The sequence below is a fragment of the Roseibium sp. genome, assembly GCF_039982295.1.
In the GTDB taxonomy this organism is placed as follows: domain Bacteria; phylum Pseudomonadota; class Alphaproteobacteria; order Rhizobiales; family Stappiaceae; genus Roseibium.
In genome coordinates, this window is record NZ_JBDWYP010000064.1 from 274,277 (window position 1) to 294,813 (window position 20,537).

At 57.8% G+C, this 20,537-nt stretch carries 20 protein-coding genes; 10 read left to right on the plus strand and 10 right to left on the minus strand.

Translation table 11 applies throughout. The features are described from left to right. Positions 1–15 precede the first annotated feature (15 nt). A complete protein-coding gene (locus ABJZ52_RS14220) occupies positions 16–744 on the plus strand; it encodes a DUF3299 domain-containing protein (protein ID WP_348187524.1) in 729 nt (242 codons plus the stop codon). Between the two features lie 88 nt (positions 745–832). On the opposite strand, the gene phbB is transcribed toward ABJZ52_RS14220, so the two are convergent. Both phbB and ABJZ52_RS14230 read right to left on the minus strand, forming a co-directional pair. Then, positions 833–1,561, minus strand: a complete 729-nt coding sequence (phbB, locus tag ABJZ52_RS14225; protein WP_192109906.1) for an acetoacetyl-CoA reductase — start codon at positions 1,559–1,561, stop codon at positions 833–835. Between the two features lie 125 nt (positions 1,562–1,686). Then, on the minus strand, positions 1,687–2,871 hold the full coding sequence (locus tag ABJZ52_RS14230) for an acetyl-CoA C-acetyltransferase (RefSeq protein WP_348187521.1): 1,185 nt from the start codon (positions 2,869–2,871) through the stop codon (positions 1,687–1,689). A gap of 305 nt (positions 2,872–3,176) precedes the next feature. Here ABJZ52_RS14230 and phaR point away from each other — a divergent pair, with 305 nt between their 5' ends. Beyond that, positions 3,177–3,773 carry a polyhydroxyalkanoate synthesis repressor PhaR gene (phaR, locus tag ABJZ52_RS14235; protein ID WP_348187518.1) on the plus strand — a complete coding sequence of 199 codons (597 nt, stop codon included), beginning with the start codon at positions 3,177–3,179 and terminating at the stop codon, positions 3,771–3,773. 56 nt (positions 3,774–3,829) lie between these two features. Here phaR and ABJZ52_RS14240 read toward each other — a convergent pair whose 3' ends face one another. Further along, a complete protein-coding gene (locus ABJZ52_RS14240) occupies positions 3,830–4,261 on the minus strand; it encodes a heme-binding protein (protein ID WP_348187516.1) in 432 nt (143 codons plus the stop codon). A gap of 126 nt (positions 4,262–4,387) precedes the next feature. Between ABJZ52_RS14240 and ggt the strand changes: the two genes are divergently transcribed. After that, entirely contained in the window at positions 4,388–5,983 is a 1,596-nt protein-coding gene (gene ggt, locus ABJZ52_RS14245; RefSeq protein ID WP_348187514.1) for a gamma-glutamyltransferase, read from the plus strand. 6 nt (positions 5,984–5,989) lie between these two features. On the opposite strand, the gene ABJZ52_RS14250 is transcribed toward ggt, so the two are convergent. After that, complete coding sequence (locus ABJZ52_RS14250) at positions 5,990–6,298, minus strand: hypothetical protein (protein WP_348187512.1); 309 nt, start codon at positions 6,296–6,298, stop codon at positions 5,990–5,992. A gap of 179 nt (positions 6,299–6,477) precedes the next feature. Between ABJZ52_RS14250 and ABJZ52_RS14255 the strand changes: the two genes are divergently transcribed. Together ABJZ52_RS14255 and ABJZ52_RS14260 are read left to right on the plus strand one after the other, a co-directional pair. Next, a complete protein-coding gene (locus ABJZ52_RS14255) occupies positions 6,478–7,038 on the plus strand; it encodes a helix-turn-helix transcriptional regulator (RefSeq protein WP_348208112.1) in 561 nt (186 codons plus the stop codon). Positions 7,039–7,125: 87 nt separating this feature from the next. After that, positions 7,126–7,737, plus strand: coding sequence for an HD domain-containing protein (locus tag ABJZ52_RS14260; protein ID WP_348187509.1), 612 nt, complete (start codon positions 7,126–7,128; stop codon positions 7,735–7,737). 16 nt (positions 7,738–7,753) lie between these two features. Here ABJZ52_RS14260 and ABJZ52_RS14265 read toward each other — a convergent pair whose 3' ends face one another. Continuing rightward, positions 7,754–8,086 carry a hypothetical protein gene (locus ABJZ52_RS14265; protein WP_348187507.1) on the minus strand — a complete coding sequence of 111 codons (333 nt, stop codon included), beginning with the start codon at positions 8,084–8,086 and terminating at the stop codon, positions 7,754–7,756. A gap of 277 nt (positions 8,087–8,363) precedes the next feature. On the opposite strand from ABJZ52_RS14265, the gene ABJZ52_RS14270 reads away from it, so the two are divergent. After that, positions 8,364–8,720: a hypothetical protein gene (locus ABJZ52_RS14270; protein WP_348187506.1), complete on the plus strand. Its 357-nt coding sequence runs from the start codon at positions 8,364–8,366 to the stop codon at positions 8,718–8,720. Here ABJZ52_RS14270 and ABJZ52_RS14275 read toward each other — a convergent pair. Continuing rightward, positions 8,714–9,667, minus strand: coding sequence for a LysR family transcriptional regulator (locus ABJZ52_RS14275; RefSeq protein ID WP_348187504.1), 954 nt, complete (start codon positions 9,665–9,667; stop codon positions 8,714–8,716). The genes ABJZ52_RS14270 and ABJZ52_RS14275 overlap by 7 nt on opposite strands. Before the next feature lie 92 nt (positions 9,668–9,759). Between ABJZ52_RS14275 and ABJZ52_RS14280 the strand changes: the two genes are divergently transcribed. Beyond that, positions 9,760–10,725 carry an NAD-dependent epimerase/dehydratase family protein gene (locus ABJZ52_RS14280; protein WP_348187502.1) on the plus strand — a complete coding sequence of 322 codons (966 nt, stop codon included), beginning with the start codon at positions 9,760–9,762 and terminating at the stop codon, positions 10,723–10,725. Positions 10,726–10,821: 96 nt separating this feature from the next. On the opposite strand, the gene rplT is transcribed toward ABJZ52_RS14280, so the two are convergent. From rplT to ABJZ52_RS14300, 4 genes are all read right to left on the minus strand, one after another. Continuing rightward, positions 10,822–11,181 carry a 50S ribosomal protein L20 gene (rplT, locus tag ABJZ52_RS14285; RefSeq protein ID WP_153771501.1) on the minus strand — a complete coding sequence of 120 codons (360 nt, stop codon included), beginning with the start codon at positions 11,179–11,181 and terminating at the stop codon, positions 10,822–10,824. A 32-nt stretch (positions 11,182–11,213) separates the two neighbouring features. Further along, positions 11,214–11,411, minus strand: coding sequence for a 50S ribosomal protein L35 (gene rpmI / locus ABJZ52_RS14290; protein ID WP_153771500.1), 198 nt, complete (start codon positions 11,409–11,411; stop codon positions 11,214–11,216). Positions 11,412–11,642: 231 nt separating this feature from the next. Then, positions 11,643–12,560, minus strand: a complete 918-nt coding sequence (locus ABJZ52_RS14295; RefSeq protein ID WP_348187499.1) for a response regulator — start codon at positions 12,558–12,560, stop codon at positions 11,643–11,645. Then, positions 12,553–15,945, minus strand: coding sequence for an ATP-binding protein (locus ABJZ52_RS14300; protein ID WP_348187497.1), 3,393 nt, complete (start codon positions 15,943–15,945; stop codon positions 12,553–12,555). The genes ABJZ52_RS14295 and ABJZ52_RS14300 overlap by 8 nt, the downstream gene beginning before the upstream one ends. Positions 15,946–16,244: 299 nt before the next feature. Here ABJZ52_RS14300 and urtA point away from each other — a divergent pair, with 299 nt between their 5' ends. The 3 genes from urtA to urtC all read left to right on the plus strand — a co-directional run bounded on the left by urtA (position 16,245) and on the right by urtC (position 20,533). Beyond that, positions 16,245–17,537, plus strand: a complete 1,293-nt coding sequence (gene urtA, locus ABJZ52_RS14305; protein ID WP_348187495.1) for an urea ABC transporter substrate-binding protein — start codon at positions 16,245–16,247, stop codon at positions 17,535–17,537. A 153-nt stretch (positions 17,538–17,690) separates the two neighbouring features. Next, positions 17,691–19,310, plus strand: a complete 1,620-nt coding sequence (gene urtB / locus ABJZ52_RS14310; RefSeq protein ID WP_348187493.1) for an urea ABC transporter permease subunit UrtB — start codon at positions 17,691–17,693, stop codon at positions 19,308–19,310. Continuing rightward, positions 19,307–20,533 (plus strand): urea ABC transporter permease subunit UrtC, encoded by a 1,227-nt coding sequence (gene urtC, locus ABJZ52_RS14315; protein WP_348187491.1) that lies wholly within the window; start codon positions 19,307–19,309, stop codon positions 20,531–20,533. The genes urtB and urtC overlap by 4 nt, the downstream gene beginning before the upstream one ends. Positions 20,534–20,537: the final 4 nt, after the last annotated feature.

Below are 20,537 nucleotides of genomic sequence, written 5' to 3' on the forward strand. Positions count from 1 at the left end.
AGGAGATAAAACCTGATGAGAAAGATCTTTCTTGTTGCAGCCGTCACAGGTTTCCTGCTGCCGGGCCTTCTGGCATTTGGGGCACTTGCCGCAACGACGATTACCTGGGAGGCCTTGAACGACACGCCGGCGGCGCAGTTCGAAGATCCCTACGAGGCATTGAGCATTCAGGAACTGAGGTCACTTGGAATCGTTCTCAGATTGCGGCAGCAACTGTCCGGGACCGGCGTCGCGGGCGGGGAACGCCAGGAGCTTCAGAAACAGCTCAACAGTGAGGAAGCCAAGCTCGCTGCCGCAGGTGTTCGAACGGACTGGCTTCTGGAGCAACGCGAAGCGATCGGTCTTCAGCGCGCCAAGGCAGCCCTTGAGGGCAATCCGGCGCTCGGGGGCAAGGATGTTGCCATAACCGGTTATGTGATCCCTGTCCTGAACAGCGACGGTGTGTCCATGAGTGGTTATCTGGTTCCAGAGTTTGGCATGTGCAGCCATATTCCGGCACCTGACCCAAACCAGATGATTCACTACAAGTTGCCCGCCGAATGGCAAGCCGATCAGATCTATCAAGCTGTTATGCTGAAAGGCCGACTTGATCTGACGGTGACCCGCCAGGCCATTCATCTGCTTGATGGTCAGGTGGAGATGATTTCGGCCTATGACATGGCCGTCTCGGAAATCCAACCGTTGGAGCCGGGCGGTCGATCCCTCAAGGAGCGGATCTTCCGGTTCTTCAAGCCAGGGGATTAGCGGGCTAACGCTCTATGGGCACGCAAGGTCCGGAAATAAAAAAGGCGCCCCGAGAGGCGCCTTTCGTTCCTGGTGGCATTGGCCGTCATCAGCCGTTGGCGATGTATTGACCGCCGTTGATGGTCATCACAGCTCCGGTCATGAAGGCCGCGACATCGGAGGCGAGATAGACCACGGTGCCGGCGATTTCTTCCGGATGGCCAAGGCGGCCGACCGGAATGCCGGAGATGATAGAGGTCAGAACCTTTTCAGGCATGGCCGCCACCATGTCAGTGTTGATATAGCCCGGGCAGATCGCGTTCACAGTGATGCCCTTGAACGCGTTTTCCTGTGCCAGAGCCTTGGTGAAGCCGATCACGCCGGCCTTGGCCGCCGAATAGTTCGCCTGACCCATCTGGCCCTTCTGGCCATTGATCGACGAAATGTTGATGATCCGGCCGGAGCCGCGGGCACGCATGCCTTCGATCACGGGACGGGTCATGGTGAACATGGAATCGAGGTTGGTGGAAAGTACCGCGCGCCACTGGTCGAAGGACATTTTGTGGAACATGCCGTCCTTCGTGATGCCGGCGTTGTTGACCAGAACTTCAACCGGTCCAAGGTCAGCTTCGACCTTGGCGATGCCTTCGGCGCATTCCTCCGGGTTGGCGACATCCCACTTGTAGACGTGAATGCCAGTCTCGGCCTTGAACGCCTCAGCTTTTTCGACGTTGCCGTGATAGGTGGCAGCGACGGTGTAGCCCGCTTCTTTGAGACCTCGCGAAATGGCTTCGCCGATGCCGCGCGTTCCGCCCGTGACCAGTGCAACCTTGTTCATCTGTACCTCCTCTTTCGCCCGTAGACCGGGCTTTCACAATCCCCGTGGTCGGTATGTCATGACAAAGCCGCTTTTGCTTCGCCATGACAGATATCAAATGTGGTTAGGCCTTTTGGGCCCAGCGGTTATGACCGCTCGATGCACATGGCAACGCCCATGCCTCCGCCGATGCAGAGGGTGGCGAGACCCTTCTTGGCGTCGCGACGGACCATTTCGTGGATCAAGGTGCAGAGAACACGTGCGCCAGAAGCGCCGATCGGATGCCCGATGGCGATGGCGCCACCATTGACGTTGACGATGTCCGTATCCCAACCCATGTCCTTGTTGACCGCACAGGCCTGTGCGGCGAAGGCTTCGTTGGCTTCGACCAGATCCAGTTCGGAAGCGGACCAGCCTGCCTTTTCCAGTGCCTTGCGGGAGGCAGGTATTGGACCTGAGCCCATGATCGCAGGGTCGACGCCTGCGGTGGCCCAGGAGGCGATGCGCGCGAGTGGCTTGAGGCCGCGTTTTTCGGCTTCTGCTGCGCTCATTACCAGAATCGCAGCTGCGCCGTCGTTGATGCCCGAAGCATTGGCTGCAGTGACGGATCCTTCCTTGGTGAAGGCCGGACGCAGTTTTTGCATGCTTTCCAGTGTCGCGCCGTGGCGGATGTATTCGTCGTCTTCAACGATCGTGTCGCCCTTGCGGCCCTTGATCGTGACCGGGGTGATCTCGTCCTTGAACTTGCCGGCCTTCTGGGCGGCTTCCGCCTTGTTCTGCGAGGCAAGGGCGAATTCATCCTGCTGTTCGCGGGAAATTTCCCACTTTTCGGCAACGTTTTCAGCTGTCTGACCCATGTGATAGCCGTTGAAGGCATCCCACAGACCGTCCTTGATCATGGTGTCGACCATCTTGTAGTCGCCCATCTTGTAACCGGCCCGCATAGGGGCGCAGTGAGGCGACAGGGTCATGTTTTCCTGACCGCCAGCCATCATGATCGTGGCGTCGCCGCACATGATCTGCTGGGCGGCAATAGCAACCGAGCGAAGACCCGAACCGCAGACCTGGTTGAGGCCCCATGCGGTTGCGCCTTCCGAGATGCCAGCCCCGATTGCAGCCTGGCGTGCCGGGTTCTGACCCATGCCGGCGGTGAGGACCTGGCCGAAAACGACTTCGTCGACATCGTCACCGGAGACTCCGGCCTTGTCGAGGGCGGCCTTCATGACAATCGCGCCTAGCTCATGGGCGGGGGTGGTGGCAAATGCACCGTTAAAAGAACCGACGGGGGTGCGTGTCGCGCTGACAATTACGACATCAGTAGAAGCGCTCATCATAAACTCCAGATGCTTTTCCTCCAGGAAGGGCCGCGGCGCACAATGGCAGCATGGCTGCACTGGCGTGTTGTCCCTCTCTCCGCGACTAGAAACTGTGGCCCATCTCAAGTCAACCGGAATGCCCCTTACTTGCATGCGCTTTTCGCAGGCGCATAAACATCCTTTCGTCACTGCACACAAAAAGGCTGGCAAGAGCTGCATCTATTGGCTTAGTCTCAAAGTTGGAGGAAGCGGCGGCGAGCTCTATTAGCTTGTCGTCAAACGGGAACTTGCCGCGAGGCTCCTTGCAACGGAAGACGGGAATGGCAAAGACCAACGAGCCAACGATCATTAAAAAATACGCCAACAGGCGGCTCTACAACACAGGTACCAGCACGTATGTGACGCTGGAGGACCTGGCCGTGATGGTGAAGGGGGAAGAGGACTTCATCGTCTATGACGCTAAAACGGGAGACGATATCACGCGCTCTGTTCTGACGCAGATTATCTTCGAGCAGGAAGGCAAAGGCCAGAATTTGCTGCCGGTCCCATTCCTGCGTCAGTTGATCCGCTTCTACGGTGACAGCATGCAGGGACTGGTTCCCAGCTTTCTGGAATATTCGATGACGTCACTGACTCAGGAGCAGGACAAGCTGCGGGCGCAGATGAGTGACACCTTCGGCGCGACGGCCTTCGACGCCATCGAAGACCAGGTCAAGCGCAACACGGAAATGTTCGAGCGGGCAATGAAGATGTTCATGCCCTTTTCTGCGGGCGAAGCTGGCGGCAGTCCTGCGGCGGGAGACGGCGCTTCTGCACCGCAGGCCGCCAAGGCCGAGCCGTCGTCGGATCTCGATGACATGAAGCGCCAACTTGCCGATATGCAGGCCAAGATCAACGCGCTGGGCGACAAGAACTGACAGGGCGTGTGTCAGCCGGGTTCAAGTCACCCGGCTGACTGCATGGAAGTTTGGCGTCAGCCGCAGTCGGCAACCAGATCGACCGCTGCAACGCCGGCAAGCGCGGCTGCTTCATCATTGTCAGATGTGTCGCCCGTGATGCCGACGGCACCGACCACGTCGCCGGCTTCATCCTTCATCAGGACACCGCCAGCTACGGGAACGATGGCGCCGCCAGAGACACCATTCAGTGCCTGCACGAAGTGTGGGCGGCTTTCCGCATTGGCATTCAGCCAGCGGGTGCCGGTTCCCACGGCCAGGGCACCGAAGGCTTTTCCGCTGGCGATTTGCGGACGCATGATCGAAGCGCCGTCCTGGCGCGAGAGCGAGACGAGATGTCCGCCAGCATCGAGAACGGCCACCGTCAGGGGCTTGAGTTTCAGCTCCGCTGCCTTTTCGAAAGCGGCTGAAATGATTTGCTCAGCCATTGAAAGAGTTAGTTTGCGCATCTGGTTGCTTCTCCCTTACAAATTGGACACCTCAGTGTGACAGGGCTAACAGATTGCCTGCCGGGCGAACAGAAGCCTGAATAACCAAAGATTTCCTCCTGGGAGGAAAAACTCCGGAGATTGAATTTGAAACGCGATTTTGAAGCGCCAGGACGTTCACCGGTTTTTGCACGTGAAGCGGCCGTAGCCACATCGCATCCGCTTGCCACCAGCGCGGCGCTTGAGGTGCTGCAGGCGGGCGGGAATGCCGTGGACGCTGCTATCGCTGCATCAGCAGTTCAGGCCGTGGTCGAGCCGCAAATGACTGGAGTTGGCGGTGACTGCTTTGCCATCGTTACGGAGCCGGACGGAAGAATGGCCGGTTTCAACGGATCGGGGGGTGCACCTGCGTGCATCAGCACGGACTATCTGGCCGCTAGGGGCATCGATGAACTGACGCCGACATCGCCACATGCCGTAACCGTCCCAGGCGCTGTTCGGGCATGGGAGACGCTTTTGAAAGCGCATGGCACGCTCGGTTTCGACGCTTTGTTCAAGCGGGCCATCGATTATGCGGAGAATGGTTTTCCGGTCGCGCCGCGGGTTCAGCATGACTGGAAAGACAGCGTCGACCGGGTGAGCGGATCAGAGGCGGCCAAGGCTGCCTATCTGCCGGGCGGAAAAGCTCCTGACGTCGGTCAGATCATGAAGTTTCCGAGGCTTGCGGAGACTTTGAAAGCAATCGCAGCCGGTGGTGCCGATGCTTTCTACACTGGCCCAGTTGCGGAAGATATTGTCTCGACCCTTCAGGGGCTTGGCGGCGTCATGACGCGTGAAGACCTTGCGGCCTGTCATACGACAGCGGTGTCTCCCGTGATCCGTGATTATCGAGGCTTCACCATTGCCGAGCTGCCACCCAACGGTCAGGGGGTAATTGCCCTGGTGATCCTCGGCATTCTGGAACGTTTCGATCTTGAAAGCCTGGATCCATTGGGTCCGGAGCGGTTGCACCTGGAGATGGAGGCATCGCGTATCGGCTATGCGGTTCGAGACAAATTCGTTACCGATCCCGGCTACATGGACATCTGCCACACAAATCTGATTGCGGAAGACTATCTGGATCAGCTTGCGGCCATGATCGATCCCTACAAGAAGCTTGAGGAACTTCCCGGAACAAGCTTGGCGCCTCAAACGGATACGGTCTATCTGACCGTGGTCGACAAGAACGGCCTTTCGATCTCCTTCATCAATTCGATCTTCAACTCGTTCGGCAGTGGCATTCTGGCGCCTGAAAGCGGCGTTCTGTTGCACAACCGCGGGGCCGTCTTCCACGCCAAGCCGGGTCATGCCAACACGATTGCCGGTGGCAAGCGCCCGATGCACACGATTATCCCGGCGATGGCTTTGAAGGACGGAGCTCCCTGGCTTTCCTTCGGCGTGATGGGTGGTCATTATCAGGCTTGCGGCCACGCTCATCTGATTTCGAACATCATTGATTACGGCATGGATGTTCAGATGGCGATCGACTTCCCACGCATGTTCTTTGACCTGGACACACATGTGCTGGAAGCCGAAAAAATGATTCCACAGTCCACGCTCGATGGCCTGGCCGCAAAGGGCCATGAAGTGCGCCGTGCAGCCGGTGCGATCGGTGGAAGTCAGGCGATCATGATCGACAAGGCCAACCATGCGTTGATTGCAGGATCCGATCCGCGCAAGGACGGCCACGCGGCCGGATACTGACGTGGTTCAGAAGGTTGCCGAGTATTGGTGGCCGGTCAGGCGGCCTGCCTCTCGTTGGCCGGCGTTGCGGTAAATCGCAGCGCCGGTGGACAAAGTGATGGCATCGTTCTGAGCTGCGGTCATCCGCAGCAAGTCTGGTGAATACGCCAGCGGACTTGCCGGGTTGGTTGCCTCGCGACCGGAGCTGGCTGGCTGTCTCTTTTCCTCAATCAGCGAAAATTCTGCGCGGCGTCGCGCGCGTGGTTCGGCCTGTCGCGCTTCCTGACGGGCGAAAGTCGGGCTATCATCAACGCGGGTGATGGCTGTGATCTGCATGGTGCTGATCCTCTTTCCAGGTGGCCGTTCGGCGGCCTCATGCGGTAAACGCATTGTCAGGTGTAGAGGTTCCGCAGCGTTCGTGGCGTGTTGAGGATCACACATTCGAGACTTGCTGGGCGAGACTTGCTGGGCGAGACTTGTTGGGCGCAGGAGAGCCAGACGTGTTTCAGCTGGGCATGCAACGTCATGAATGGTTTGGGCCGACATTGCGTCGATGGCGAATACTGAATCGGGTCAAACAATCTTCACTTGCGGCCGAAATGAGGGTTTCACAAACCACCGTGTCCCGTTGGGAGAGTGGCCGGCTGGTTCCAGAGGGTGCGCATGCGCAGTGGCTTGAACGGCTTTTAAGCGCTCGGCCCACATCGTCAGCGGACCATGCCTTGAACGAGTTGGTCGAAACTTCCCGGCAACCGGTTCATCTCATCTGCGACTTCACCCACCGTTTGCTGGCAGCGTCAGCTCCGCGCCTTGAAGACTGGCGTGTTCCGCTCAGCGACAAGCTCGGGACGTCGCTCTGGCGCTATGCGACGGATGGCATTCGTGTTGGCGAGGCCAGTCTTGCGGGGAAGGGTTGGATGGATGCCCACCCGCCGGAGGTGACGGTCTTGACCGAACGCATGGATCATCGCGATCTGACAATCCGGGCAGGCGAGATAGTCTATACGCGTATCGCGCTGTCGGACGGCAGTTTTGCGCGCCTGGTCCGCGATGGAGCTCGTCAGGAGCTGGCATAAACGCGTCGCTGGCCTGGTTTCCTCTGCATTGGCTGCATAAATTATGCGGGACGTTGCGGCACAGCAGGTGGTCGATATTCTTGCGTCATGACTTTTGCACCTGATCAAGAACCAATCCCCGCCGACACAGCTCGGCACGTTCGTATCATCGATTTTATCCAGGCTGCCGAGACGTTGAAGGACACGCTGCGGAGTGGTCGAACAGCGCAAGGACGCCTTGAGAGTACCGCCGAGCACACGTGGCGACTCTGCCTTCTGGCTATTCTGTTTGAAGCGGAGGTGGCTAATATCGACGTGCTTAAGTTGCTGAAGATCTGCGTTGTTCATGATCTGGGAGAGGCGATTTCAGGTGATGTGCCGGCGCCCATCCAATCTTCAGATGACGGCAGGGCTGCGCGGGAACGTCAGGATTTGCTAACTTTGTGCAAAGCGCTGCCGGAAGATCTTTCTGCTGAAATTGTCGCGCTTTGGGATGAGTATACGGACGCCAGGTCACCGGAAGCCATTCTTGCCAAGGGGTTCGACAAGATCGAAACCATGCTGCAGCATGTCAAAGGGCGTAATGCTCCAGGCTTTGATTATGCTTTTAATCTTGGCTATGGGCGCGAAGCGACGGATCGGCATCCGTTGCTGAGGGAGGTGCGATCGCTCGTGGATGAGCTGACACAGCGAGAGATGGCGTCTCAAGCGGACGCATGACACGAGCTGAAGGAGTTCAATATTCGATGGCTATGAGATGCCCTGCTTCTCGCTTGCGGGGGCTGGCTGCCGTCTCGCGATAGCGGCTTGTACCAATCTCCGGCTCGGTCTGACGCTTGTATCTGGTCTGCGGATCACCGTCGCGGGTAGCGATGAGGTGCGCCAGGAACGTGGCATTCGGACGATAGCGGGCAATGAAACGGTCGTGATCTTCTTCGATGTGCGCTTCCTGCGGTACCAGTTGCAGCTGGAACGCGCTTTTCTCGCGCGGCTGTTCTGGCTCGTCCCGATACCGGCGCTTGCGCTTCATATTGGAACGCCCGAGGGCTTTGACCGGTTCAATACGCACGTGGATCGCCTCATCTTGTCCCACAACGGTACGAGGACCCCGTACCTGACTGGAACGTCGCAATGCTCATGCCAAATTCTAGCGTTTGTTAACTTTTGTGTCGCGGAAAACCTTGCGTCTTGTCCAAAATGGTTAACGCCAAAGGTGCAATCCGATCAATCCGGCGACGTTGTCCATTCCCATGAACCGAAGATGAACGGGAGCTTCAAAGCGCGTTCAGTACGCCGTTGCCATAGTCAGGTCATCGAAATAGAGACGAAGCGCAAAGGGTAAGACGATGTTCCGGAAATCTGCTATCGTAGTCATCGCCGTTGTTCTGAGCGGGCTGTCCGTCACCACCCCGGTCATGGCTGACAATTCATCCAGAAGCGTTCGCGACCATCGGCAGGAGACCAGGGTCGCGGTGCGCGACCATCGGACGAAACGTTCGAATGAGGGTGTTGCCGTAAAGCGCAAGCATTGCCGCGTCGGTTATGAAAACCTTCGTCGCGACGGATTCCGTCCAATCGTGGCCTATGACTGCCAGGGCAGCGAATATCACTATTCTGCTCAGCGTGATGCCAAACTCTATCGGGTCGCCATGAATGCCTACTCAGGGTCCATGGAAGTTATCTTTATTGGTTTGGCTCATTGAGATTGCGCAATTCGGCTCGGTTGGCGCTGTGATGGCACTTCAGCTCGGCTGCCATCCCTCGCATATGAGGTCATGGCCGCATGGAGGTGATCGAAGACGAGGCGCATGCGCTGATCGCCTTTGAGATCTTCATGCATGGTGATCCAGCTTTCCAGTGGGATGTCGACTTCATCCGCCAGCAAGCGCGTTAGTCCTGGCGCGCGCGCTGCCAGACCAATCTGACAAAATCCGATGCCGCAGCCTTGCCGAATAGCGGAGAGTTGGGCGATCTGGTTGTCGATCCTGTAGGTGAAATGTGCGGGATCCAGCGGCAAGCCGAACTGCTTGAGCAGGCGGTGGGCGTTCGGATCCCTGTCAAACCCTATGATGATGTGTTCTTTGAGGTCATCGGTTGATTTCGGACCGCCGTGACGCTCAAGGTAATCGGGATGGGCAAAGAGCCCCAGCCTGATGTCCGGACACCGCCTAGCGATCAGCGCTTTCTGGTTTGGGCGGGTCATCCGGATGGCAATATCCGCTTCTCGACGAAGAAGGTCTGTCATTTGATTGGACGGGCTGATTTCAAAAACCAGACCCGGATGCCGGGCGCGGATTTCCCTCAAAAACCCCGGTAAAACCTCGGCGCCAATAACATCGCTTGCGGCGATCCTGATGACACCGGTCATAGCAGATGGGTTGCCTGCGGCGCTGCGCTGGAGTGCTGCGGCTGCTGATTCCATGGCTTCGGCATGGGGGGCAAGTCGAAGGGCGGCGTCGGTCGGGGTCAGGCCTTGAGGCGCCCTGGTGAAAAGTCGTCCGGAGCTCAGACTGGCTTCGAGCTGGTCAAGATGACGGGAAATCGTCGGCTGGGTGAGCTGAAGGGATCTGGCAGCCGCTGACAAGCTGCCTTCACGCAAAATGGCCAGAAACGACCTGTAATGATCCCATGTGGGAGATGGATGGCTCATATAATTTTCTATAACAGAGATACGCATTACGACAATTTATTTTATCTCAAGACCTGTCAACTTTCCGCTCAGTCGAATTGATGGAGACTGACATGACAGGCAAGACGGCGTTGATACTCGGAGCGACCGGTGGATCCGGATTGGCGGTCGCACGTGCCCTATTGGCGGGGGGGTGGAAAATTCGTGCGTTGCATCGTCACCCGGAAGACGTGCGATCACTGCTTCCGCAGGCGGTGTGGATCCAGGGCGATGCGATGGTCAAGGAAGCGGTTGTCGCCGCAGCGGAAGGCGCCTCTTTGATCTTTCACGGGGTGAATCCACCTCGTTACAAAAATTGGCCCAAGCTGGTTCTGCCGATGCTTGAGAGCACTCTCGCAGCCGCAAGGGCAAGCGGTGCGCGGATCATTCTTCCTGGCACGATCTATAACTATGGTGTTGGCGATGGGCCTTTGCTGAGCGAGACGACCCCTCAGAGACCAACAACGCGCAAGGGTACAATCCGCGTCGAGTTGGAAGAGCGTTTGCGCAAGGCCAGCGAAAGGGATGGTGTGAAGGTTCTGATTGTTCGGGCCGGGGATTTCTTTGGGGAGGAGACCAAAAGCTCGTGGTTTTCACAGGTGGTCGTCGAGCCGGGCAAGCCTTTGCGGAAGCTGACCTATCCGGGACGCGCGAGTGCAGGGCATGCATGGGCATATTTGCCTGACTTTGCCGAGGCCATCGCGCAGCTGGTAGCTATGGAGGGTGAACTTGCCCCGTTCGATTGCTATCATTTTCGAGGCCATTGGTTCGAGCGCGGCGTCAGTATAGCTGAAGAGGTCTGCTCTGCTGCTGGCCGACCAGATCTGCCGATCGGCTCCTTCCCCTGGTGGGCGATCAAGGCGCTTTCACCTGTTGTGCCGTTTTTTCGTGAGCTCTCGGACATTTCCGTCTTCTGGAAGAACGGCTTGAATCTCGATAATACCAAGCTGACAGCGAGGCTAGGGTCCGAGCCGCATACTCCCCTCTCGCAAGCCCTTCGCGATACGCTTTTAGGACTGGGTTGCTTGTCTGACCGATAACGCGATCGGCAGAAATAAAAAAGGCGCGGTCCTTGCGGAGCGCGCCTTTTGTCGTTTTGAACTGGCATGACGCCAATTCGGATCTTTTCGTCCGGATCAGGCGGTCAGAGCGCCCTGAGCCTTCTCGACCAGAGCCTTGAAGGCATCCGGCTGATGAATGGCGAGATCGGACAGAACCTTGCGGTCAACTTCGACGCCAGCCTTGTTAAGGCCGTCGATGAAGCGGCCGTATGTGAGGCCCTGTTCACGAACCGCAGCGTTGATACGCTGGATCCAGAGCGAACGGAAATTGCGCTTCTTGGCTTTCCGGTCGCGATAAGCGTACTGGCCGGCCTTTTCGACCGCCTGCTTTGCGACGCGGATGGTGCTCTTGCGGCGGCCGTAGTAGCCTTTGGCAGCCTTCAGAACCTTCTTGTGACGTGCATGGGCGGTTACGCCCCTTTTTACGCGCGACATGTGATAACTCCTCTAAGGATAGGTGCTTGGGCTCAGGCGTACGGCAGGAACTGCTTCACGATCTTCGCATCCTGCGGTGCCAGCGTGGTGGTGCCACGGGCGTTGCGGATGAACTTGGTCGTGCGCTTGATCATGCCATGACGCTTACCGGCCTGGGCTGTTTTCACTTTGCCGCTTGCGGTCAGCTTGAAGCGCTTCTTGGCTCCAGACTTCGTCTTCAGCTTGGGCATTTTGCATCCTTTCATTGGCGCGGAGGGTAAACCCGCCGCATTCTTGTTGGTGCATCGAGAGGTCGCCACGGCATGCCCTAGTGTATCAGGAGCGATCCTGCTTTCACCTTCGGAAAACCGGAGATGGAGGCATGAATATACTGCTCCCGAAGAGCCGGACGACTCTGGATCGGGGGCTTATAGGGGGACTCTTGTCTTCATGCAACCGAAAATCGGCATGAATTGGCCGATTTAGAGCTCATGCAGCACATGTGCTGCACGCACGGCGGCGGAAGCACGGTTTTCGACACCAAGCTTTTGATAGATCTGTTCCAGATGCTTGTTCACGGTGCGCGGACTTAGGCCCAGAATCTCGCCGATGTCCCGGTTCGCCTTGCCCTTTGCGATCCACAAGAGAACATCCGCCTCACGGGCGGTGAGGCCGAAGTGCTGGCGCAAGACCTCGTCCTGGTTGGGGTGATCGCTGGTCGTCATCCGAAACAGGAACTCGTCAGGGCCGATTGCACCGAGATATTGCATTTGAAGGGTCAAGTCGTTGCCGGGCGAAAGCTCAAAGGGATCTGACTGTCCCGATGGTTTTCCGGCGTCGGCGGCGAGCCAGCTGCCAAGCTCGGCGCCAATGTCCTGCAGAAGCTTGTCACCGTTGCCGGTCGTGCTGAGGACCTGGTGCGTTTGCGGCGTCGACCAGCGGATTGTGCCATCGCGTGCAATGGCGATGAGGTGCCGCCCTGCCGCATCAAGCGCAATACGGGCGCTTTGGACAGACCGGGCATTGGCCAGATGAACCCGGATCCTTGCCTGCAACTCATCGATGTTGATCGGCTTGGTGAGAAAGTCGACACCGCCAGAATCAAGAGCATTGACCACATGCTCGGTTTCGCTCAATCCGGTCATGAAAATAACCGGTACATGCTGCAAATGTGGTTTGGACTTGATCTGCTGGCAGGTTTCAAAGCCCGAGAGACCGGGCATGATGGCGTCCATCAAAATGATGTCGGGGGTCACTCTGTCGGCGACAGAAAGGGCGGCGGCTCCGCTGGTGGCGACGAGCACCGTGATACCGGCGGTTTCAAGGGCGGTGGTCAGAAAGCCGAGTGTCTCCGGAGAGTCGTCGACGGCCAGAACAATATCGCGCTGCGCTTCAGTCATTCTTGTCCAACTTCTCCAGAACCTTGGTGTAGCCGTCGAAATCGAAGACCTTCAAGTGTCCGCGCAGGACGGCGACTATAGCGCCGTTGTCCGGATCTTCCGCCAATTCGGTCAGTTTGGCTTCAATACCATGGATGTAGCCGATTTCACCCAGACTTATCAGCTCACGGACATGTCTTGCGCCCGGGCCCCTGCCTGGGTCGCCTGCAGGTTCCGGTGCTGACGGTGCCTGTGGCGCTTCGCTCTCCAGCCATTGCAGGGCGAGGTGCCGCTGCATCTTGTCGAGCAACTGGCGCAGATCAAACGGCTTGGCCAGGGTGTCGTTGTGAAGATCCTTGCCGTCCGCTCTGAGAGATCCGTCTCCGATGTTGGCCGACAGCATGATGATCGGTGTGCTGACACCTCTTTCGCGCAGACTTGCAACGAGCTCCCAGCCGTTCATGCCCGGCATCAGGATGTCGATCAGGAAAAGGTCCGGGCAATGGTCTTTCATCATCTCCAAACAAGTGGCGCCGTCTTCCGCTTCCAGGATGTCAAAGCCCAGTGGGACCAGGATTTCGGCCAGCAGCGTGCGGTGGTCCGGATTGTCGTCAATGACGGCAATTGAACGGCGACGACCTTCGTACCCGCGGATTTGCCTTTCTGCGGGAATGGACTTCGGCGGATTGGCAACGGCAGCCAACATCAGCCGGACCTCAAAGGAAGAACCCTTGCCGGGATCGCTGGAAAGGGCGACAGCACCGCCAAGGGTCTCTGCCAAGAGTTTGGTGATTGTCAGACCAAGGCCAAGGCCCGGGGTTCTTCTTGCTTCCACCTCCTGGCTGCGCCCGAAGGGTTCGAAGATCTTGCCCTGCTCGGAGAGATCTATGCCGGGGCCGGTGTCCGTCACAGTGAAGCTGGCGACCTGGGAGCGGTAGCCGACCTTGAGGCTGACAGAGCCCTCATCGGTGAATTTGATGGCGTTGGAGAGCAAGTTGACCAGGATCTGCCGAAGACGCTTTTCATCCGTGCGCACATAAACAGGGAGATTGTCGGCACGCTCATGACTGAAACCAAGCCCCTTCGCACTGGCCTGCATCTTGAACATGTCGACGATCTGGTCGAGGAAATCGTGAATGTTGATTTCGTTCGAATAGACCTGCAGCCGCCCCGCCTCGATGCGCGAGATGTCGAGCAGCCCGTCAATCAATCCCGACAGGTGCTCGGCGCTGCGACGGATGGTGTTGATGTTGGACTTGCGCGCTTCGGGAATGGTGTCGTCGCGTTCAAGGACCTGAGCATAGCCAAGGACCGCATTCAGTGGCGTTCTGAGCTCATGGGAAAGGCCGACGACATAGCGGCTTTTGGCCATATTGGCCGCTTCTGCGTTTTCCTTGGCTTTCTGCAGGGCGGCGTCGGTCTTGCCGTGGGCGTTGATTTCCTTTTGCAGCAATGCGTTCTGGCGTTGGGATTCTTCCTCTGCCACGTGCCTGGTGTCGTGGGCAAGAACCAGAAACCAGGAGGCAATCCCCGCAGCCACGGCAAAGACGAAGAAGATCAACGTTACGGTCTGACCGATGATGACGGAGGCGTCTGGAAAGCGTTCGGCCGCCTGATTGTAGATCACCCAGAGGACGAAGCCGATGGCAGCAATGGAAAAGCTGGCCGTCAGACCATACCGACCGAGACGTGTCCTCAGATGAGCCAGGGTTTTTTCGGGCAGGAAATGCTCGGCAACGACACCGAGCTGATGATTGATCCGGGCCTTGGGCTTGCAAAGGTCATGACAGCGGGCGTCCAGCGAGCAGCACAGTGAGCAAATCGGCGCCTGATAAGCCGGACAATAGGCCATGTCTTCGGGTTCGAAGGGGTTTTCGCAGATCGAACAGGTGATCGTGCTTTCATTCTGCCAATGGGCACGAGGCTTTCTGGCGAGATAAAACTTGCCCTTGGTGGCCACCGCGATGGCGGGAGCGGCGATAAAGGCTATGACCATTGCGAGGAAGGTCGAAAGGGCGGCAGCTTCCTCGCCAAAATGGCCGTAGTAGGCGAGAATGCCCAGGGTCGCCGCGAGTGCCATCGCACCCGTGCCGACCGGGTTGATATCGTAAAGATGTGCCCGTTTGAACTCGATGCCTGGTGGTGACAATCCAAGTGGTTTGTTGACAAAGAGATCAGCGGAGATCGCGCTCAGCCAGGCCATCGCGATGATGGAGAAAACGCCAAGGGTTTCTTCCAGCAACTTGTAGATGCCCAATTCCATCAGCAAGAGGGCGATGCCGACGTTAAAGACAAGCCAGACCACCCTGCCGGGATGGCTGTGGGTCAGACGGGAGAAAAAATTTGACCATGCGAGTGAGCCCGCATAGGCGTTCATCACATTGATCTTGAGCTGCGAGACGACGACAAAGGCCGCCATGAGCAGCAAGGCCATGTGCTCGGACGGCAGCATGTAGCCAAAAGCGACCGCAAACATGCGAGATGGTTCATCGGCATGTTCTGGCGATACCCCGGCCGAGAGCACGAGCACGGCGAGGAAAGAGCCCGCAAGCATTTTGGGCGCACCCAGAATGACCCAGCCGGGACCAGCCAGAAACAGAGCGAACCGATGCCTTTTGCGGGCAACTTCACCGGCTGGAACAAAGCGCAGGAAATCGACCTGTTCGCCGATCTGGGCCATGAGTGCGAGAATGACCGCAGAGGCGGCGCCGACGCTGATGAGGTTGATATCAGACAGCCCGCCGCCTGATTGTATCGGCGTGTTGGTCTGCGGATCGATGCCGGGAAATCCCAGCCACTGCCCGAAAACACTCCAGTCCGCATAGGCAATGAAGAAAAAGGGAAGAATGTTGAGAACGATCCAGAAGGGTTGGGTGATCAGCTGGAACTTGGAAATGAGCGTGATGCCGTGTGTGACCAGCGGAATGACGGCGACTGCACTCAGGATGTAGCCGATCCAGAGCGGCACGCCGAAGGCGTATTCCAGCGCGCTTGACATGATCGATGCTTCGATCGCGAAGAGTATGAACGTGAAGCTCGCATAGATCAGCGACGTCAGCGTTGATCCGATGTAGCCGAAACCGGCACCTCGGGTCAGAAGGTCGATGTCGACGCCATGGCGGATCGCATATTTGGCAATCGGGATGCCGACGAAGAGCAAAACCAGGCTTCCCAGCAGAATTGCAACGAAGGCGTTTGCTGTCCCATAGGACAATGTGATCGCACCACCGATGGCCTCCAGAGCCAGAAAGGAAATCGCGCCGATAGCGGTCTGGGAAATTCTGCGCGAGGAAAAGCGCCGTGCGCTCTTCGCAGTGAAGCGCAGTGCGTAATCTTCCAGGGTCTGATTGTTGACCCATTGATTGTATTGGCGCCGAACCGGCAGAATACGTTGGCGCGCGTTCATGGACTTGCCCTAAAATTAGGCATATGCCTTCTCGTTGTGCGATATTCGCCTGAAATCAGCGACATTCTACTTTTTCTCCCCGTGCTCACCCCTGTGCTAGCAGAGTTTGTGCCGCTTTATTGGCCAAGGATTATTTTGTCGCTTTGTCCTGCCTGCGTATTTTGCGCAAAAGGCGCAGCTGCCTACGTCAATTGACGTATGTCGCAGTGCAGCGTTCCCCCGCACGATCCTGGCCAGACGGCAGTCCTTCCACCTGCCGCAGAATGCCAAAAGGCTTCACCAAGAGGGGACTCAACATTATGAAAAAGACACTTACAGGTCTCGCCCTAGCGGGTTTGATGACCAGCACATTCGCCGGTTTGTCCTATGCACAGGAAGAGACCATCAAGGTCGGTATCCTGCACTCGCTCTCCGGCACAATGGCGATTTCCGAAACGACGCTCAAAGACGCCATGCTGATGCTCATCGAAGAGCAGAACAAAAAAGGCGGTGTCCTGGGCAAGAAGCTTGAAGCTGTCGTTGTTGACCCGGCTTCCGATTGGCCATTGTTTGCTGAAAAGGCTCGCGAGCTGATCGAAGTCAACGGTGTTGATGCTGTCTTCGGTTGCTGGACTTCCGTGTCGCGCAAGTCTGTTCTGCCAGTGTTTGAAGAACTCAACTCCCTGCTGTTCTACCCGGTTCAGTACGAAGGTGAAGAGTCGCAGCGCAACGTGTTTTACACTGGTGCTGCTCCGAACACTCAGGCAATTCCTGCCGTTGACTACCTGATGAGCGAAGAAGGCGGCTCGGTCGAGCGCTGGGTTCTCGCCGGCACCGACTATGTTTATCCGCGCACAACCAACAAGATCCTCGAAGCCTACCTGAAGTCCAAGGGCGTGGCTGAAGAAGACATCATGATCAATTATACGCCGTTCGGTCATTCCGACTGGCAGACGATCGTGTCCGACATCAAGACTTTCGGCTCGGCTGGCAAGAAGACTGCTGTTGTCTCCACCATCAACGGTGACGCGAATGTTCCTTTCTACAAGGAATTGGGCAACGCCGGCATCAAGGCCGAAGACATTCCTGTCGTTGCCTTCTCCGTCGGTGAGGAAGAACTCGCCGGTCTCGACACCGGTCCTCTCGTCGGTCACCTGGCTGCCTGGAACTACTTCCAGTCCGCGGACACCGATGCGAATGCCGAGTTCATCGAAACCTGGCAGGCCTTCACCGGTGACGAAAATCGTGTAACCAACGATCCGATGGAAGCAAGCTACATCGGCTTCAACATGTGGGTTGAAGCGGTCGAAAAGGCCGGCACCACAGATGCAGACGCCGTGATCGATGCCATCGTCGGTGTTTCCGTTCCGAACCTGACCGGCGGCTACTCCGCGATGATGCCGAACCACCACATCACCAAGCCGGTTCTGATCGGTGAAATCCAGGAAGACGGACAGTTTGAAACTGTTTGGGAAACCTCTGGTCTGGTCGGTGGCGACGCATGGTCAGACTACCTGGAAGGTTCCAAGGACTTGATCTCCGATTGGCGCGCTCCGATGTCTTGCGGCAACTTCAACGTGAAGACCGGCAAGTGCGGCGGTTCCGACTCCTAAAATCCTGAAAAGAGGGGGCGGGCCTTGTGGTCCGCCTCCTTTCGCCATCACCCCCAAGTCCTCTTGCCAGGAGGGGTTTGGGGTGGTGGTTCTTCCAGAGTGCAGTTGCCTTGCAATGACGAGGCGCGAGACCTTGAAAGACCCGGTGGGCCCATGTCCTTTTTGAAACCTTTTCTGCTGTTCCTTTGCTTGATGGTCGGCCTCGTCGGCACAGGCGCAGCGCAGAGTGATCTGGAAAGCTTGCGGCCTCTGGTGAATGCGCTTGCCGAGGGTAAGTACAAAGAGACGCAAAAGCAGATCGGTGACCTGGCAGCGACCGGAGATCCTGCTGTCGCACCAGTCCTTGAAGCGCTGAGTGCCGGCGAGCTCTTTTTTCGGAAATCCGACAAACAGGTCTTTATCGCGCAAAAGGCCGGTAAGGGATATGCGCTGAGCGATCCCTTGACGCTTGAAGATGCCGGAGAGACCGGCAGGCGCGCAGTGACCAAAATCAAGGTCAACAACAACCTGCGGCGGGTTATTCGATCCGCGCTTGGTTCCCTGACCTTGCTGGCTCCTGATCCGAAGGTGCGCATGGCAGCGGCTGAGGCCGTTTTCAAGGCGAAAGATCCGGAGGCCATCGAAAGTCTTGAAGCAGCGATTGCAAAGGAGACTGATGATGACGTGCGTTTGGTCATGGAGCAGGCCAGGGCCGCAGCCGTTCTCAATTCCGACGGCAGTGACGGTGATAAGCTTGAAGCAATTGAAACCCTCGCGAGCATGGGCAACCGTGAGGCGCTCTCCCTTCTGATCGGCCTTCGCGACAATTCTGAAGGCGAGGTTCAGCAGGCCGCTACACGTGCGGTCAAGAGTATCAACAAGTCACTCGCGCTTTGGGACAATGCCCAGAACATCTGGTACGGCATCTCGCTGGGCTCGGTGCTGCTGCTCGCTGCGATTGGCCTTGCGATCACCTTCGGCGTCATGGGGGTCATCAACATGGCTCATGGCGAAATGGTCATGATCGGTGCTTACACGACCTTCGTGGTTCAGGAGCTGATCCGGTCGTCGGCGCCAGGGCTGTTTGAGTACTCGCTTTTCATCGCTTTGCCGCTGGCGTTTCTGGTCTCCGGCGCGATTGGTGTCGGGATTGAGCGCGGCGTCATTCGCTGGCTTTACGGCCGGCCGCTGGAGACACTCCTGGCGACCTGGGGCATCTCGCTGATCCTGCAACAGGCGGTGCGGTCCATTTTCGGGCCAACCAACCGGGAGGTCGGCAATCCCGACTGGATGTCCGGAGCCTTTGAGCTTGGCCAGCTGACCATCACCTACAACCGTATGTGGATCGTCGTCTTCGCCATTCTGGTGTTTGCCGGATTGATGCTCGTGCTGAAGAAGACGTCATTTGGCCTCTTTACACGAGCTGTTACCCAGAACCGCCGCATGGCGGCTTCCATGGGCATTCGTACGCCCTGGATCGATGCAATGACCTTCGGTCTTGGTTCAGGGATTGCCGGTATTGCCGGTGTGGCGCTCTCGCAGATCGACAATGTGTCGCCAAACCTTGGACAGGGTTACATCATCGACAGCTTCATGGTCGTTGTTTTCGGTGGTGTGGGCAATCTCTGGGGCACACTGGTCGGCGCCATGACCCTCGGCGTGGTCAACAAGTTCCTTGAGCCTTATGCAGGCGCCGTTCTCGGCAAGATCCTTGTGCTCGTCTTTATCATTCTCTTTATCCAGAAACGTCCACGGGGCCTCTTCGCCCTCAAGGGCCGGGCAGTCGAAGCATGATGACCTCCTTTCTCTTCCGCGCCCTCGACGCCAAGGCTGGTGTTTTCGTCGCAATCCTTTTGGCGGTGATTGTTGCCGTGCCTGCCCTGAACCTTTTGACACCGCCGGACAGTCCGTTTCACGTGCCGACCTATGCTGTGACGCTGATGGGCAAGTATCTGACCTATGCCTTGCTGGCTCTGTCCGTCGATCTGGTCTGGGGCTTTTGCGGCATTCTCTCTCTTGGCCATGGCGCGTTCTTTGCGCTGGGCGGCTATGCCATGGGCATGTATCTCATGCGCCAAATCGGGACGCGCGGCGTCTATGGTGACCCGGTCCTACCGGACTTCATGGTGTTTCTGAACTGGGGCGAGTTGCCCTGGTACTGGTACGGCTTCGACATGGCCTGGTTTGCCTTTCTGATGGTGCTGTTTGTGCCGGGTGCATTGGCCTTCATTTTCGGCTGGTTCGCCTTCCGCTCCCGGGTCACAGGCGTCTATCTTTCGATCATCACCCAGGCACTGACCTATGCGCTCCTGCTTGCGTTCTTCCGCAATGATATGGGCTTTGGCGGCAACAACGGCCTGACGGACTTCAAGGATATTCTCGGGTTTGATGTTCAGGCCAAAACCACCCGGGCCGGTCTGTTCGCGGCTTCAGGCCTGGCGCTGATGATCTGCTTCCTGATTTGCCGTGCGATCACCCGCTCGAAGCTGGGCAAGGTTCTGGTCGCCGTGCGGGACGCCGAGAGTCGCACCCGTTTCCTGGGGTACCGGGTTGAAAACTACAAGCTGTTCGTCTGGGTGATTTCCGCCATGATGGCGGGCATTGCCGGCGCGCTTTATGTGCCGCAAGTCGGGATCATCAATCCGGGTGAGTTTGCACCGGCGAACTCGATCGAGGCCGTGATCTGGGTTGCCGTCGGCGGACGCGGAACGTTGGTCGGAGCCGTGATTGGGGCTGTTTTGGTGAATTTTGCCAAAACCTGGTTCACCGCAGCCCTTCCCGATGTCTGGCTCTTTGCCCTTGGCGCGCTTTTCGTAGTCGTGACGCTGTTCCTGCCGAAGGGAATCGTCGGGACGATCAGTCAGGGCTGGACCGCCATCCGGCAGCGCAAGCTGTCCGCTGCCTATGCCGATGGATCCGACGAGCCACCGAACCTTCCGCCCAACAGTCCTGCGGCTCCCGCCAATGTGACCCGCGCCGCGCCGTCTTCCGGTGCCGAGCCTCAGCCTGCGGAGTAAGACA